Annotated in this window: 13 protein-coding genes, 1 tRNA gene and 1 other RNA gene; 8 read left to right on the top strand and 7 right to left on the bottom strand. The window is 70.0% G+C overall.

The features are described from left to right. Nucleotides 1-41: 41 nt before the first annotated feature. From KBY86_RS06215 to KBY86_RS06205, 3 genes are read right to left on the bottom strand one after another with little or no spacing between them, the layout of a single operon-like run. Nucleotides 42-1,484: an FAD-binding oxidoreductase gene (locus KBY86_RS06215; RefSeq protein WP_255140590.1), complete on the bottom strand. Its 1,443-nt coding sequence runs from the start codon at nt 1,482-1,484 to the stop codon at nt 42-44. Nucleotides 1,485-1,535: 51 nt separating this feature from the next. Then, on the bottom strand, nt 1,536-2,846 hold the full coding sequence (locus tag KBY86_RS06210) for an amidohydrolase family protein (RefSeq protein ID WP_255140589.1): 1,311 nt from the start codon (nt 2,844-2,846) through the stop codon (nt 1,536-1,538). After that, complete coding sequence (locus tag KBY86_RS06205; protein ID WP_255099746.1) at nt 2,843-3,361, bottom strand: DUF4359 domain-containing protein; 519 nt, start codon at nt 3,359-3,361, stop codon at nt 2,843-2,845. Before KBY86_RS06205 ends, KBY86_RS06210 begins: the two co-directional genes overlap by 4 nt. On the opposite strand from KBY86_RS06205, the gene KBY86_RS06200 reads away from it, so the two are divergent. Next, nucleotides 3,348-3,420 (top strand) — tRNA-His (locus KBY86_RS06200). The two genes, KBY86_RS06205 and KBY86_RS06200, sit on opposite strands and share 14 nt — an antisense overlap. On the opposite strand, the gene KBY86_RS06195 is transcribed toward KBY86_RS06200, so the two are convergent. Continuing rightward, complete coding sequence (locus KBY86_RS06195; RefSeq protein ID WP_094510343.1) at nt 3,402-4,505, bottom strand: DUF1611 domain-containing protein; 1,104 nt, start codon at nt 4,503-4,505, stop codon at nt 3,402-3,404. The genes KBY86_RS06200 and KBY86_RS06195 overlap by 19 nt on opposite strands. Next, nucleotides 4,499-5,644 carry a dipeptide epimerase gene (locus KBY86_RS06190; protein ID WP_255099745.1) on the bottom strand — a complete coding sequence of 382 codons (1,146 nt, stop codon included), beginning with the start codon at nt 5,642-5,644 and terminating at the stop codon, nt 4,499-4,501. The genes KBY86_RS06195 and KBY86_RS06190 overlap by 7 nt, the downstream gene beginning before the upstream one ends. Before the next feature lie 122 nt (nt 5,645-5,766). On the opposite strand from KBY86_RS06190, the gene miaB reads away from it, so the two are divergent. The 5 genes from miaB (at nt 5,767) to ftsZ (ending at nt 10,950) form a co-directional block, all read left to right on the top strand. After that, nucleotides 5,767-7,203: a tRNA (N6-isopentenyl adenosine(37)-C2)-methylthiotransferase MiaB gene (gene miaB / locus KBY86_RS06185; protein ID WP_315855839.1), complete on the top strand. Its 1,437-nt coding sequence runs from the start codon at nt 5,767-5,769 to the stop codon at nt 7,201-7,203. A gap of 73 nt (nt 7,204-7,276) precedes the next feature. Then, nucleotides 7,277-8,374, top strand: a complete 1,098-nt coding sequence (locus tag KBY86_RS06180) for a D-alanine--D-alanine ligase family protein (RefSeq protein WP_094510346.1) — start codon at nt 7,277-7,279, stop codon at nt 8,372-8,374. After that, nucleotides 8,371-8,781, top strand: a complete 411-nt coding sequence (locus KBY86_RS06175) for a hypothetical protein (RefSeq protein ID WP_094510347.1) — start codon at nt 8,371-8,373, stop codon at nt 8,779-8,781. The genes KBY86_RS06180 and KBY86_RS06175 overlap by 4 nt, the downstream gene beginning before the upstream one ends. Next, nucleotides 8,778-9,620, top strand: a complete 843-nt coding sequence (locus KBY86_RS06170; RefSeq protein WP_255140588.1) for an FtsQ-type POTRA domain-containing protein — start codon at nt 8,778-8,780, stop codon at nt 9,618-9,620. Before KBY86_RS06175 ends, KBY86_RS06170 begins: the two co-directional genes overlap by 4 nt. 169 nt (nt 9,621-9,789) lie before the next feature. Continuing rightward, complete coding sequence (gene ftsZ, locus KBY86_RS06165) at nt 9,790-10,950, top strand: cell division protein FtsZ (protein ID WP_399220081.1); 1,161 nt, start codon at nt 9,790-9,792, stop codon at nt 10,948-10,950. A 171-nt stretch (nt 10,951-11,121) separates the two neighbouring features. On the opposite strand, the gene ffs is transcribed toward ftsZ, so the two are convergent. Continuing rightward, nucleotides 11,122-11,218: signal recognition particle sRNA small type (ffs, locus tag KBY86_RS06160), an RNA gene on the bottom strand. Between the two features lie 46 nt (nt 11,219-11,264). On the opposite strand from ffs, the gene panB reads away from it, so the two are divergent. Next, on the top strand, nt 11,265-12,077 hold the full coding sequence (gene panB, locus KBY86_RS06155) for a 3-methyl-2-oxobutanoate hydroxymethyltransferase (protein WP_094510463.1): 813 nt from the start codon (nt 11,265-11,267) through the stop codon (nt 12,075-12,077). On the opposite strand, the gene hemW is transcribed toward panB, so the two are convergent. Further along, the gene (gene hemW, locus KBY86_RS06150; RefSeq protein WP_255140586.1) at nt 11,959-13,260 is read right to left on the bottom strand and encodes a radical SAM family heme chaperone HemW; all 1,302 of its coding nucleotides are present in this window, start codon (nt 13,258-13,260) and stop codon (nt 11,959-11,961) included. The two genes, panB and hemW, sit on opposite strands and share 119 nt — an antisense overlap. 89 nt (nt 13,261-13,349) lie before the next feature. On the opposite strand from hemW, the gene KBY86_RS06145 reads away from it, so the two are divergent. Further along, a complete protein-coding gene (locus tag KBY86_RS06145; RefSeq protein ID WP_094510350.1) occupies nt 13,350-14,462 on the top strand; it encodes a PIN/TRAM domain-containing protein in 1,113 nt (370 codons plus the stop codon). Nucleotides 14,463-14,488 lie beyond the last annotated feature (26 nt).

The raw sequence follows: 14,488 nt of genomic DNA, 5'->3' as shown, positions 1-14,488 counted from the left end.
GGATGGCCGGGCGTCCGCGTGTCTGAATGTGGGCGGGGTGATCAGCAGCAGCTGGTCCAGCCGCGCAGTTTGCCGGGGTTGAGCAGCCCCGCTGGGTCGTAAGCCATCTTTGCGGCCACCTGGTCGGCATCGATCACCCCCAAGCCGCCGTCTTCCACCGTGAGGCTGTGGGGGTTGAAGAGCAGGGCGCCCAGGTCCCTGGCCTGCTCCATCAAGGCCTGCAGCGCCGCCCGATCCCGCCAGCGCACCAGAGGAATCGCCGCCAGACGTTGCTGGCCCTGCTGACGCACGCCCTCCAGGTGCCAGAGCAGGTCGTCGCCCCAGCGCTGCTTCAAGGCGGCGAGCGTCGGCCCTTCCGGCTGGGGCAACAGCATCTGCAGATAGGTCCAGCCCTTGTCCTGCGCCCGCAGATGCAGGGTGGTGTGGTTCCAGGTGAGTTCGCGCAGGGGCAACCCGCGGCTTTCCCCCTCCGCTGCTTGCCACACCAGGGCTCCGCCCAGTTGATCCAGCAGCGGCATCAGGGCCGGCAGGGCATGGGGGGCGGCGAGCAGCAGCAGCCGGTGGCCGCGGGCCGCCGGGCAGCCGCCGGGCAGGGGGAGCTGGCGGGCGATGGGTGCCTCCAGCAGGCAGAGTTCCTGCAGCACCAGGGCAGCGCAGGGCAGCAGCCTGGCGGCCTCCAGCGCCCTATCCCAGTCTGCAAAGTCGACCACCAGCTGCTGCCAGGTCTCGGCGGCGGCGGTGGGCACGGTCACCGCCGTGAGGATGCCGTTGGTGCCGTAGGCGTGATTGAGCGGCCGGCTGCCGGTGGCATCGAGTGTCAGCAGGCGCGGCTCGGGCTCCACCGTCACGATCTCCAGGCCCAGCAGGTTGCCGGGATCCCGCAGGAAGCCCCAGCGCAGGGAACCGATGCCTCCGGATCCCCCGGCGATGAAGCCCCCCAGCGTGGCGCTGCGGGAGGTGCTGGGGGTGAGCCGCAGGGCGCGGCCCCGGACCGCCAGTTGACGGTCGAGGTCGCCCAGCAGGCAGCCCGCCTCTGCGGTGAGCACGCCGCTGGCCGCATCGAACTGCCGCAGCTGTCGCAGGCCGCTGAGATCGAGCACCACGCCACCGGCGAGCGGCACGCACTGGCCGTAATTGCCGGTGCCGGCGCCCCGCACGGTGAGCGGCACCTGCTGCTGGGCGCAGGCCGCCGCCACCTGCTGCACGTGCCCCAGCTGCGTGGCCTTCACCACCAGCTGGGCGTGGTGACCGCTGAGCAGCGGCGTGAGTACCGGCGAATAGGTGAAGAAGTCGTGGGAGAGTTTCTCAAGCTCGCTGCCTGGCCCCACCAGCTCCGCAGCGGGGCCGCTGCCCGGGGGGCCGGCGGCGGCACGGAGCTGCCGGGACACCGCTTCGATCCGCTCTGCGCTCACGGGAGCGGGCAGGCCGGCGGGCAGGGCCACAGGGAGCAGCGCGACCGGTGCGCTGGCAGGGGAGGGGGTCACGGGGAACAGTGCGGTGGTTTCAAGCTGGCAGGCATTCAGGCTTTCAGGCTCTCAGGCTGGCAGCGCTTCGAGCAGTTGCTGCAGTGGCGACGGCGACGGGGCCGGCAACCAGCGACCCGCGCGCAGCACCCGCCGCGGTACAGGCCGGGCCAGCAGGTCGCTCCAGCCGGAGGCGCCCAGCAGCAGCAGATCAGCGGGTGCCCCTGGTCGCACCACCCCGTCCCAGGCCAATCCCATCAGGCGGCTGGAGGCGGTGGTGAAGGGCATCAGGCCCTGGCGCTGCCATGGGGCCAGGTGAGCGGCCGGCATGGAGAAGCGCAGCAGATCCAGGGGATCGAAGTCTCCGCCCGGATACCAGGGATCCTGCACGTTGTCTCCCCCCACCGCCACCGTCACCCCGGCGCGCTGCAGCTGGCGGATCGGTGCCAGCGGGCGTTGGGCGGGGGTGTGGCCGTCGCGGTGCCCCAGCAACCAGAGGTTGGTGGTCGGCAGCGCCACCACCGCCAGCCCCGCCTCGGCCATGGCGTCGGCGAGGGGCAGCAGGCGGCGCACCGGTAGCTGGGACATGCTGCAGCTGTGGCTGCAGCACACGGGCACACCGATACGGAGCTCGATCACGAGGCGGGCGGCCAGGGCCACACCGGCGCCACCGCCATCGGCGCTTTCGTCGATGTGGAGGTCCACGCCGCAACCCAGGCCATCGGCCAGGCGCAGCAGAGCCCGCAGTCCTTCGCCATCGGCGCCGTCGGGGGGGAACGGGGCGCCCAGCACGCCGCCCAGCAGCACCCCGCCGGCCGCGGCTGCACTCTCCCCCCGCCGGCCCAGCAACTGACGCGCCAGTTGCTCGCCTGCCGCGGTGGCCCAGTGTCGCACCGGCACCAGCGCCACCAGTTGCAGCGGCAGCCGCTCCGCCCACGCCTGCTGCAGATCGAGCAGGGCCTCCCAGCTCACCTCGGCGCCGGGGCCGAGACTGTCGACATGGCTTCGCATGGCCCGCAGGCCGTAGCGCCAGCCCTGGTCCAGGGCACGCTCCGCACGCGCGTGCACCTGTTCCACACTGCGTTCGTGATGCTCGCGCTGGTTGGCGGCCAGGGCGCCCGCCATCGTTCCCGTCCGGTTGGGATGGCGCTCCCAGCTGAAGGCCTTGTCGAGGTGGGCGTGGGGCTCCAGCAGGGGGGTGAGGGCGAGTGGCAGCCGTGCCTCGGCCTGTGCTGGATAGGGCTTGATCGCGGTGAAACGCCCTTCGGCATGCTCCAGCTCGACGGCTACCAGGCCATCGGCATCAGCTGCCGGCAGGTGGACGGCGCCTGGATCCAGAAGGCAGCGCGGCAGCCGCAGGGGCGGCAGGGGTGTGGCGCTCACGGTCTGGCGTCGCTGGTGGCGCCTGCGTCGTTCTCCTCTCTGCCGTCCTTCGAGGTGGAGAGGATCACGAAGTGCCCGGCGCCGGCCAGGGTGATGACCCGGTAGCGGGGAATGCGCAGGAAGGGCAACACCTCCTGGCCCCCGATCTCCGTCTGGTACAGGCTGAAGACGCCGAAGTTGTGCCGCGTCGTGCCCTGCCGGGCCAGGGCGCCAAGCACCTGCGACTGGCTGCGGATCAGCTCCGGGCAGTTCTGCACCACCAGCCGCAACGGCATCGGCAGCCCATCGGCGCCGCAGACCTCCTCCACCGCCAGTTCCACCAGCTGATCGCCGGCGAAGCTTTCGAAGTCGTTCGGTGGAGGGTTGGTGAACAGGAGGGCCAGGGCGGTGCCTCCGAGGCCAGCCGCTCCGGCCAGCAGCGGCCAGAGGCGCGAGGCGGATGGGGGCGCGGCGGGCAAGGGGCAGCAGGCGGGGCTACTTGATACATTGGCAAAGACCACGGCGGGCGTAGCCAAGTGGTTAAGGCAGCGGCTTGTGGCGCCGCCATTCGGGGGTTCAAGTCCCCTCGCTCGCCCTCAAAGCCGCCACCAGTCGATCGGCTGCTGCGCGGCTCCTCACCGGATCCCCGCAGGGGAGTCCGGTTTTTTTCTGCCCATCCGCGCAGGCCGCCGCCGCTTCCGCCTCCCCCAGCAGCGCCGTGTTGAGCGCTACGGCCCGCACCCGCACCGGCGGCAGGCCGCCCGGACGGCCCAGCGCCGCCAACTGCTCCACCGCCGCGATCAGCTGAGGCAGCGGGGGGATGGGGATGGTCGGATGCCGCGAGATCGCCCGCTGACCGGCGCGATGCACCAACAGCAGACCGGTTGGCTGGCTGCCGCGCAGCAGCGGCAGGGTGGCGGTGGAGCCCGGATGACAGAGCGAGCCCTGGCCTTCCACCAGCACCAGGGTGGCGTCGTTGCAGGCCGCCACGGCCGGGTCGCCGCCCCCACCGGCCTGGCAGGCCTCCAGCACCGCCCCCTCCACGGCCCCGGCGGCGTAATCCACGCGCACGGCATCGAGCGGCACCCCGCCGCCGCTGATCAGGATGCCCGCCTGGCCGGTGCCCACGAAGCGGGCGTCGAGGCCTTGGCGGCGGGCGGCGGCCACCAGCTCCAGGCAGGCGCTCATCTTGCCCACGGCCATGTCGGTGCCCACAGCGAGCAGACGCTGGCCGGGCAGGGCTGCGCAGCGTGCCGCAGCCACCTGCAGTCCTGGCGGCTCCTGCCGCAGGTCCCAGATCCACTGCTGGGGACCGCGCAGGGCCGCCAGCGCGGGGTCGTCGGCCAGGCGAGTGTGCAGCCCGCTGGCCACATGCAGACCGGCCTGAAGGGCGGCGGCCACATCGCGGCGCAGTGCTTCCGGCAGCAGGCCGCCCGAAGGCGCCAGCCCCACCACGGCCACCTCCGGGCCGTAGGGGAGAGCCTCCGCCAGGCTGGCCACCACCGGAATGGCGCGGGGGATGCCGGTGACCTGCTCCAGCGGCAGACCTGCCTGCGCCGGATCGATCACCGCCACGATCGGCCCGCTGCGGTAGCGCAACAGCGCCAGGCCCGTCTTGCCGGACAGATTGTCGAGGCCATCGTGCTGCAGCAGCACCACCCGGGCCGAGGCGCTCAGCACCGTGGCGGCTCCGGCGGGGAAGGGCCGGCGGCGGTCCCATCGGGGACGGCACCCTCTGAGGGGGGCTGACCCAGGCCCGGCCGGGAGCTGGGGCGCAGGATGTCGCCATCCCGCTCCGGCTCGCTGAAGGGGTCGTCCACCAGGTTGAGGTGGCTGTCCAGATCGGGCCAGCGCACCAGCGGCAGCAGCTGGGCGGCGGCCCCGTTGAGCAGGGCGCTGTCCGAGTAGCAGCCGAGCATCAGATCGAGGCCGAGGCGTCGGGCGGTCTGCGCCATCAGCCAGGCCTCCGACAGCCCGCCCGTCTTGAGCAGCTTCAGGTTCACCCCATCGACATGGGGGGCCAGCCGCAGCAGGTCCTGCAGATCCCAGCAGCTCTCGTCGGCCACGAGCGGGATCGGGCAGTGCAGGTCGAGAGCGGCGAAGGCGGCGGCATCGGCCTCCGGATCCTGCAGGGCGGGCAGCGGCTGCTCCACCAGCACCACCCCCTGCTGCGCCAGCCAGGGAATCAGCTGGCGCGCCGTGGGCAGGTCCCAGCCGCCGTTGGCATCCACCTGCAGCTCGGCGCCGGGGAACCCTGTGAGAGTGGTGGCCACCGCCTGCACCAGGGCCCGGTCGTGGTCGGCACCATCAGGGCTGCCGAGCTTGAGCTTCACCCGTCGCGGCCTGACACCGAGCCGCTCCTGCCAGCCCACCAGCCGGGCGCGCACCTGCTCCACCGTGCCCAGCCCCAGGGTGACGCTCGTGGGGGTACAGGCCTGGCGATCGAGACCCCAGAGGCGCCAGAGCGGCTCGCCCAGACGGCGGCCCCACCAGTCGTGCAGAGCCAGATCGACGGCGCAGCGGGCCGGCGGCGAAAGCCCCGCGAGCAGGGGCTGAAGGGCCTGCCGCTCGCTCGGATCGCGGGGGCGGCCGAGGGCGTCGGGGCTTTCCAGGCGCGGCAACAGGGCGTCCAGTTCCGCCGCCACGTCATCGGTGCTGAACCGTCGATGGCCGGTGTCGAAGCCGCCGGCCTCGCCCTGGCCGATGGTGCCGTCGTGCTCGATCTCCACCAGCACACGCTCCACCCCACGCGAGGTGCCGCGGCTGATCGTGAGCGGCACGGCCTTGGTAAGGGAAAAGCGGCGAAGACGAGCGTGCATGCTCGGAAAGGGGCGTGCATCGGTTCCCCCCACCGGCAGTCTCCGCCATGGCCGGTGGTTTGCGCCATCCCCGGCTCCTCGCGCCGTGATCCGCAGACGCACCCTGCCCAGGGATCCATGCCATGGCCGAAACTGGTGCGATGAGCGCGACCCCACCCACCAAAGGCAGCTACTGGATCACCACCTTCGGCTGCCAGATGAACAAGGCCGATTCCGAGCGCATGGCCGGAATCCTCGAAGCCATGGGCTACGCCGCAGGCAGCGATGAACATTCCGCTGATCTGGTGCTCTACAACACCTGCACGATCCGCGACAACGCAGAACAGAAGGTCTACAGCTATCTGGGCCGCCAGGCCCAGCGCAAACGCACCAATCCCCACCTGACCCTGGTGGTGGCGGGCTGCGTGGCCCAGCAGGAGGGAGCGGCGCTGCTGAGGCGCGTGCCCGAGCTTGATCTGGTGATGGGCCCCCAGCACGCCAACCGGCTCGGCACCCTGCTGGAGCAGGTGGCCAGCGGTCAGCAGGTGGTCGCCACCGACGACCACCACATCCTCGAAGACATCACCACCGCCCGCCGCGACAGCGCCGTCTGCGGCTGGGTCAACGTGATCTACGGCTGCAACGAGCGCTGCACTTACTGCGTGGTGCCCGCGGTGCGGGGCCAGGAGCAGAGCCGCACCCCGCAGGCCATCCGGCTGGAGATCGAGGGGCTGGCGGCACGGGGCTTCAAGGAGATCACCCTGCTGGGCCAGAACATCGATGCCTATGGCCGCGATCTGCCCGGCATCACCCCGGAGGGCCGCCGCGCGCACACCCTCACCGACTTGCTGCACGCGGTGCACGACGTGGAGGGGATCGAGCGGATCCGCTTCGCCACCAGCCACCCCCGCTACTTCACCGAACGGTTGATCGAGGCCTGTGCCGTGCTGCCCAAGGTGTGCGAGCACTTCCACATCCCCTTCCAGAGCGGCGACGACGACGTGCTCAAGGCGATGGCGCGGGGCTACACGGTGGAGCGCTACCGCCGCATCCTTGAGCGCATACGGGAACGCATGCCCGATGCGGCGATCAGTGCTGACGTGATCGTGGCCTTCCCCGGCGAAACCGATGCCCAGTTCCGCCGCACCCTGGCCCTGATCGAGGAGATCGGCTTCGACCAGGTCAACACCGCCGCTTACTCGCCCCGCCCCGGCACCCCCGCCGCTGACTGGCCCGGCCAGCTGAGTGAAGGCGTGAAGGTGGAACGGCTCCAGGAGATCAATGCCCTGGTGGAGACCACCGCCCGGGCGCGGAGCCTGCGTTATCTGGGCCGCACCGAAGAGGTGCTGGTGGAGGGGCGCAACCCCAGGCATCCCGATCAGTGGATGGGCCGCACCCGCACCAATCGGCTCACCTTTTTCCCCGCCGCTGCGGCTGACCCTGCGGCAGCCCGGGCACAGCAGGGAGCAGCACCGGGGGCAGGGACGATCCAACCGGGGTCGCTGGTGCCGGTCAAGATTGAGTCGGTGCGGGCGTTTTCGCTCTCCGGCCTGCCGCGTGTGCCGGCACTGAGCTGTTGAGCCGGCGGGCCGCGTCTTCCCAGCACTGATACGTTTGGCCTCTCGCTTTCGGCCCTGCGGCCTGACTGACGCCATGCCCTCAGCCCCGTGCACGATCGGACTGGTGTTCGGAGGGGTCTCCGGGGAGCACGCGGTCTCGATCCGCTCGGCGGTCACGGTGGCCGGTGCCCTGCGCCGTGGCGCCAACGTCGGCCGTTACCGCCTCTGCTGCTTCTACATCGACCTGCAGGGCCACTGGTGGCCGCCGGCGGTGGCCGATGCGGTGCTGGCCCAGGGCGTGCCACCGGCGGCCGACCAGTTGCCGGCCACCCCGGTGCGCGCCGGCTTCCAGGGCCTGCCCACCGGCGCCGCTGATGTGGAGGTGTGGTTTCCGGTGCTGCATGGCCCCAACGGCGAGGACGGCACCATCCAGGGGCTGTTCAGCCTGATGCAGGTGCCCTTCGTGGGATCCGGCGTGCTCGGCTCCGCCGTGGGCATGGACAAGCTGGCGATGAAGGCCGCCTTCGCCGCCGCCGGTCTGCCCCAGGTGGCTTACCAGGGCGTGGATGCCGCAGAACTGGAGGGCCAGGGTGTTCCCCTGAAGCTGCTCGAGCGACTGGAGCACCATCTTGGCTACCCCTGCTTCATCAAACCGGCCAACCTCGGCTCTTCCGTGGGCATCAGCAAGGCGATCGACCGCCCCAGCCTGCTGGCCGGGCTGCGGGAAGCGGCCCGCCATGACCACCGCCTGGTGGTGGAACGGGGCGTGAAGGTGCGGGAGCTGGAGTGCGCCGTGCTGGGCAAACGCCAGCTGCGCGCCTCGGTGGTGGGCGAGATCCGCTTCGACGCCGACTGGTACGACTACACCGCCAAGTACAGCGAAGGGCTCAGCCACACCCTGATCCCGGCGCCGGTGGCGGAGCCGGTGAGCGAGCGGGCGCGGGCCATGGCCATTGAGGCCTGCCGGGCGGTGGCGGCCGAGGGGCTCGCCCGGGTGGATTTCTTCTACGACGAGGCCAGCGGCGATCTCTGGCTCAACGAGATCAACACGCTGCCGGGCTTCACCTCCCAGAGCATGTATCCGATGCTCTGGGAGGCCACTGACCTCCCACTGGAGGGTCTGGTGCACGAGTTGGTTCAGTTGGCGAGAGAATCACGCCGTGATCTGCAGGCAGGAGCTCAGGCGGCATGACGCACGGATTGCTCTGGCTCCCCCTGCTGCTGGTGTTTGTATTGCTCACGGCCCTGGGCTGGCTGGAGCGCCGGCGGCAGCGTCTCTTCCGCGACTGGGCCTTGGGGGCGGAGCTGGCCAAGCTCGATGGCTGTGGGGCGGCGCTCCTGCGCGACGGCCAGCTGATCTGGAGCACGTTTGAAGCGGGGCAACTCAAGCCCCAGGGCGAGTTCCAGATCAGCAAGCTGGAATTGCTGGAGTTGATGGCGCTTGGATCCGGTGATGCGCCGCTCACCGAAGAAAGCCAGGGCAGCTGCCGGCTCAGGCTGGTGGGCAACGGGGTGCAGAAGGATGTGCCCTTCTCCGATGCCGAGCGTGCACGCCGCTGGATGCACGACCTGATGGCCCGCTCCCGTTGCGAGCTGTGAGCCAGGCCCCTCTGCCTCCTGGGGTGGAGCGGCGCCGCCAGTTGCGCCTTCAGCGCCGCAATGAGCGCCTGCGCAATGTCTGGCGTCTGCTGCTGCTCTCCGCTGGTGCCGCCGGTCTGGGGTACGGGCTGCTGCGCCAGGGCTGGTCGTTGCGGGGGCCGGATCAGGTGCTGGTGATCGGCAGTGAGCAGGTGAGCCGCGAGGAGGTGATCCGTGCCGCCCAGCTGCGCTTTCCACTCACCCTGTTGAGCCTGCAGCCACGGGAGCTCAAGGATCGGCTGGCGGCGACGTTGCCGGTGGAGCAGGTGGGCGTCCAGCGCCTGATGCTGCCACCCCGTCTGCGCATCGATCTGGTCGATCGCCAGGCGGTGGCCATGGCTGAACGCCGCACCCCTGCCGGCCTCCAGCGGGGCTGTGTGGACCGGCTCGGCAACTGGATGAACTGCGGCCCCCACCAGCTGACGGCCAAATCCGGCGGCGTCTCACCCAGCAGCCTGCTGGTGCTGGGCTGGCAGCCGGCCTACCGAGCGCCCCTGGCCCAGGTGTTGGCTGAACGGGAACAGCTGGGTGGAAACCTCAGCCAGATCCGCTTCGAGCCCACCGGCACAATCGTGCTGCTCACCCGCAACCTGGGCGAGGTGCGCCTGGGGCCCCCAGATGGCCAGCTCACCCGTCGCCTCGAGGTGCTGGAGCATCTGGAAGAGGAGCTTCCCGCCCGGGTGAAGGGCAAGCCGGTGAACACGATCGATCTGAGCGATCCCGACCGACCGGAACTGGGCCTCACCGTGCGCACGCCTGCGTCTGCCGCCCCTCGCCGTACCCCACCCACTACCAACTGAGACCACCGATGCCGTTGCAGCTGCCAGCCCGTGCGCTCAGGCCTTTCTCCTCACCTGACGGGCCCGGTTGCGAGAATGGAAGATTCGGGCGAATGTGTGGGATCAGACAATCCTTTTCCCGCACCTGAAGGACATAATGCTGTCCGAGATGAACGGTTCAGCGCGCTTGATGGAGACTGCACCGGAAGGCCTCCCCCTCGTCGACCACGTTGGCTCCAACGGACACGCCGTGACTTCTTCTCATCCCAGCAGCAACGGCATCGTTCCCAGCCAGACGGCCCGCATCGAGGTGATCGGCGTCGGGGGTGGAGGAAGCAACGCCGTGAACCGGATGATCGCTTCCGATCTGCAGGGGGTGGGCTTCCGCGTGCTCAACACCGACGCCCAGGCCCTGCTCCTCTCCCAGGCCCAGAACCGGCTGCAGCTCGGCCAGAAACTCACCCGCGGCCTCGGTGCTGGTGGCAACCCTGCCATCGGTCAGAAAGCGGCGGAAGAGTCCCGCAATGAGCTCCAGGAAGCGATGCAGGGTGCCGATCTGGTGTTCATCGCCGCAGGCATGGGGGGTGGCACGGGCACCGGTGCCGCACCGATCCTTGCCGAGGTGGCCAAGGAGTGCGGCGCCCTCACCGTGGGGATCGTCACCAAGCCATTCAGTTTCGAGGGTCGCAAGCGGCTACGCCAGGCTGAGGAGGGCATCGCCCGTCTGGCGGAGCACGTCGACACCCTGATCGTCATCCCCAACGACCGCCTGCGCGATGCCATTGCCGGCGCTCCCCTCCAGGAAGCCTTCCGTCACGCCGACGACGTCCTGCGCCAGGGCGTCAAGGGCATCAGCGACATCATCACCAAACCGGGCCTGGTGAACGTCGACTTCGCTGACGTGCGCTCGGTGATGACCCTTGCGGGCACCGCTCTGCTGGGCATCGGCGTGGGCTCGGGGCGCTCCCGCGCGATCGAGGCCGCTCAGGCGGCGATGAGCAGCCCGCTGCTGGAATCGGCCCGCATCGACGGCGCCAAGGGCTGTGTCATCAATGTGAGCGGCGGCAAGGACATGACCCTTGAGGACATGACCACCGCGGCGGAGGTCATCTACGACATGGTCGACCCCGACGCCAACATCATCATCGGCGCCGTCGTCGACGACCTCCTCGAGGGCGAGATCCACGTGACCGTGATCGCCACTGGCTTTGAGAGCGGTGCTCCTTACCGCTCAGAACGCTCCACCCCCTCCTTCGCCACGCCGCCAGCCGCCGAATCCCCCGCCGATCACCGCGGCGCCAAGATTCCTCCCTTCCTGCTCAACCGCCAGTCCCACCTCCGCGAGGAGTGAAGCGTCAGCCAGGTCGAGCGTTCCTTAGGGCGTCTGGCGATGAGCTACGGCCTGCGCGGATCTCAGTCGAGCTGATCCCGTTCTATCCAGGGCTAGCGGCGTAGCAGCTTGGTCGGCGGGTCTCAGCGGCGGAAGGCCTGCGTTGAAAGCCGAAACGCCTGTGTTGAAGAGGGTGACCCGGAGACCACGCCTGCCTGGAGCATCCCGTGTGGCTGCTCCCTTCCAGGCCTGACCAGATTTGGGCGTCCGGGCCGCGTGGGTCCGAGTCGTGGTGATGCTAGCAAGGGGGTGCCTGCGCCCTAGCTCGCGTGCCCCTGCGCCCTGCAGATCTGATCCAACGCAAGCAGGCCGGTCTGCCGATCCGGGTGCTCACTGCCTGGGATGCCCTCTCGGCGGCGCTGGTGCAGGCCGCCGGCGTGGAAGCGGTGCTTGTGGGCGATTCGCTGGCGATGGTGGTGCTCGGCCACGCCACCACCTTGCCGGTCACGCTGGAGGAAATGATCCACCACACCAAGGCGGTGGGCCGCGGCTTACAGGGCGCTGCGGCGGAGCGGCCCATGGTGATCTGTGATCTGCCCTTTCTCAGTTATCAGTGCGGCGGTGATCTGGCCATGGCTGCCGCCGGCCGGGTGCTGAAGGAAACCGAGGCGGCGGCGGTGAAGCTGGAAGGCGGTGAGGCGGAAACCGTGCAGGTGGTGGACCGGCTGGTGCGCAGTGGCGTGCCGGTGATGGGGCACCTCGGTCTCACCCCCCAGTCGGTGCACCAGCTGGGCTACCGGCGCCAGGCGAACGATCCGATCAGCCAGGAACGGTTGCGGCGCCAGGCCAGGGATCTGGAGGCGGCCGGCTGCTTCGCCCTGGTGCTGGAGCATGTGCCTGCCCCGCTGGCTTCCAGCCTGCGGAGCCAGCTCGCGATTCCTGTGATCGGCATCGGTGCCGGCGACGACTGCGACGGCCAAGTGCGGGTCACGGCCGATCTGCTCGGGCTGACCAGCCGGCAGCCGCCGTTCAGTCCGCCACTGATCGATGGGCGCCAGCTGGCGGTGCAGGCCCTGCGCCAATGGACGGAAGACTGGACGCCCGCTGCTCCCACCATTCGACCATCACCCGCAGCACCGCATTGCTGAGGGCGAGGCCGGCGGGATCGCTGAGCCGCCAGCGCCCCCCCTCGATCCGCAACAGTTCGCGGCAGTGGGCGCCTGAGAGCTGGGCCAACAGATCCTCGAGGTCGGCGTTGCTGAGGCCATGGCGGCGGGCCAGCTCGGCCATGGCCACCCCCTCGCGCCGCCGCAGCCCCACGATCATCAGTTCATCGAACGCCATGCCGCCACCGCTGGGCTCAGTTGCCGGCTGGTCTGTTTCTGTGGCTTTGGGCTGTTCCATCCCCTCTGTCAACCAGGCGGCATAGGCCGCGCGGGTACGGGGCCGGGCCAGCCGCAGGCCGTAAGGCGCCGAGGTGGCACCCATGCCGAAGCCCCACCAGCCCGCGCCGCTCCAGTACACGCGGTTATGGCGGGAAGCGTGGCCAGGCCTGGCGTAGTTGGAGATCTCGTAGTGGCCGTAGCCAGCCGCGCGCAGGCTCTCCCCGGTGAGATCCATCAGGTCGGCGCCCAGATCCGGCTCCGGCAGCTCCAGCTGGCCCTGCTGTTGCCGCCTGGCGAACACGGTGCCGGGCTCCACGATCAGGTCGTAGATCGAGAGGTGGGGCGGGCTCAGGGCAAGGGCCTGCTCCAGTTGCCCGCGCCAGTGGGCCAGGTCCTGCTGCGGCAGGCCCTGAATCAGATCCAGGCTCCAGCTGCGCAGGTCACCGTGCTGGCGCGCCTGCTGCAGCCAGCTGGCCGCTTCCAAAAGATCCTGGCGCCGGTGGCGCCGCCCCAGCCGCTCCAGCACCCCGTCATCGAAGCTCTGGCCCCCCAGGCTGACGCGGTTCACCCCCGCCGCCAGCACACCATCGAGCCGGGGGCGATCAAAACTGGCGGGATCCATCTCCAGGGTGATCTCGGCCCCGGCGGCGATGCCGTAGCGCTGCTTCAACGCCTCCAGCACGGTGCGGATCTGGCCAGGGGTGAGCAGCGAAGGTGTGCCACCCCCCAGATACACCGTGGAGAGCGGCGGGCCGGCGGGGCTGGCGGCGATTTCGCTCAACAGCAGCTTCAGGTAGGCCTGGATTGAGCCGGAGCTGGCGCCATCGGCCCGATCACCGAGCGGCACCACGGCGAAGTCGCAGTAGAAGCAGCGCCGCTGACAGAACGGGATATGCACATAGGCGCTGCGCGGCCCCCGGGATTCACCAGTGGTGGGGATGTCCATCGCCAAATGGTCGGTTACGACGCCCGGTCAAAGCGACCGGAATCGGGCATGCTGCAGGTCCTGAGCTGAGGGACCCCACAACCGAACCCATGGTGGATCCGCTCATCCTGCTGCTGTTTCTCATCTCCGGCGCCGCCACCGGCTGGCTGGGGGTGGATCTGCTGCCGGAAAACCTGCTGATCCAGGTCACCAATCTGGAGGGCCTGCGCTGGGTGCTGGGCGGTTTCGGTGCCTTCTTCGGTCTGTTGGCGGGCTTCTTCTTCCAGCTGCTGCGCCGCCGGCTGATGCGGCAGGTGCGCACCATGCCCACCGACCTGCTGGTGAGCCGGGCGGTGGGCTTGATCCTGGGGCTGCTGGTGGCCAACCTGCTGCTGGCGCCAATCCTGCTGCTGCCGCTTCCCTGGGAGGTGGTGTTCGTCAAGCCGTTGGCGGCGATCCTCAGCAACGTGTTCTTCGGCGTGCTGGGCTACAACCTGGCCGAGGTGCACGGCCGCACCCTGCTGCGCCTGTTCAACCCCTCCAGCGCCGAGGCGTTGCTGGTGGCCGAAGGGGTGCTGCAGCCCGCCACCGCCAAGATCCTCGACACCAGCGTGATCATCGACGGCCGCATCCGGGGGCTGCTGGAGTCGGGATTGCTGGAGGGCCAGGTGATCGTGGCCCAGGCGGTGATCGACGAACTGCAGCAACTGGCCGATTCCGGCAACGCCGAGAAAAGGGGCAAGGGCCGGCGCGGCCTCAACCTGCTGGCGGCGCTGCGGGAAACCTACGGCCGCCGCCTGGTAGTGAACAGCACCCGCTACGAGGGCAGCGGCGCCGACGAGAAGCTGCTCAAGCTCACCGCCGACACCGGCGGCACCCTGCTCACCGCCGACTACAACCTGGCCAAGGTGGCCCAGGTGCAGGAGCTCAAGGTGATGAACCTCAGTGCCCTGGTGGTGGCCCTGCGGCCTGAGGTGCAACCAGGCGATGCCCTGCAGCTCAAGATCGTGCGTGAAGGCAAGGAGGCCGATCAGGGCGTGGGTTACCTGGAAGACGGCACCATGGTGGTGGTGGAGGCTGCCCGCAAGCGCATCGGCCAGCGGCTGCCGGTCACTGTCACGGGCGCCCTGCAGACGCCCACCGGCCGCATGGTGTTCGCCCGCTGCGACCATGAGGATCCCCGACCTGCCGCCGAGGTCCGTCAGCCCGCAGGCCCCCGCTAGGCTCCCAAGAGGTTTTCCGGGCGTTC

Source organism: Synechococcus sp. Lug-A (assembly GCF_024345655.1).
GTDB lineage: Bacteria > Cyanobacteriota > Cyanobacteriia > PCC-6307 > Cyanobiaceae > MW101C3.
Note: the sequence above shows the minus strand (reverse complement) of the source record. Positions and strands in the feature narration are given on the sequence as shown.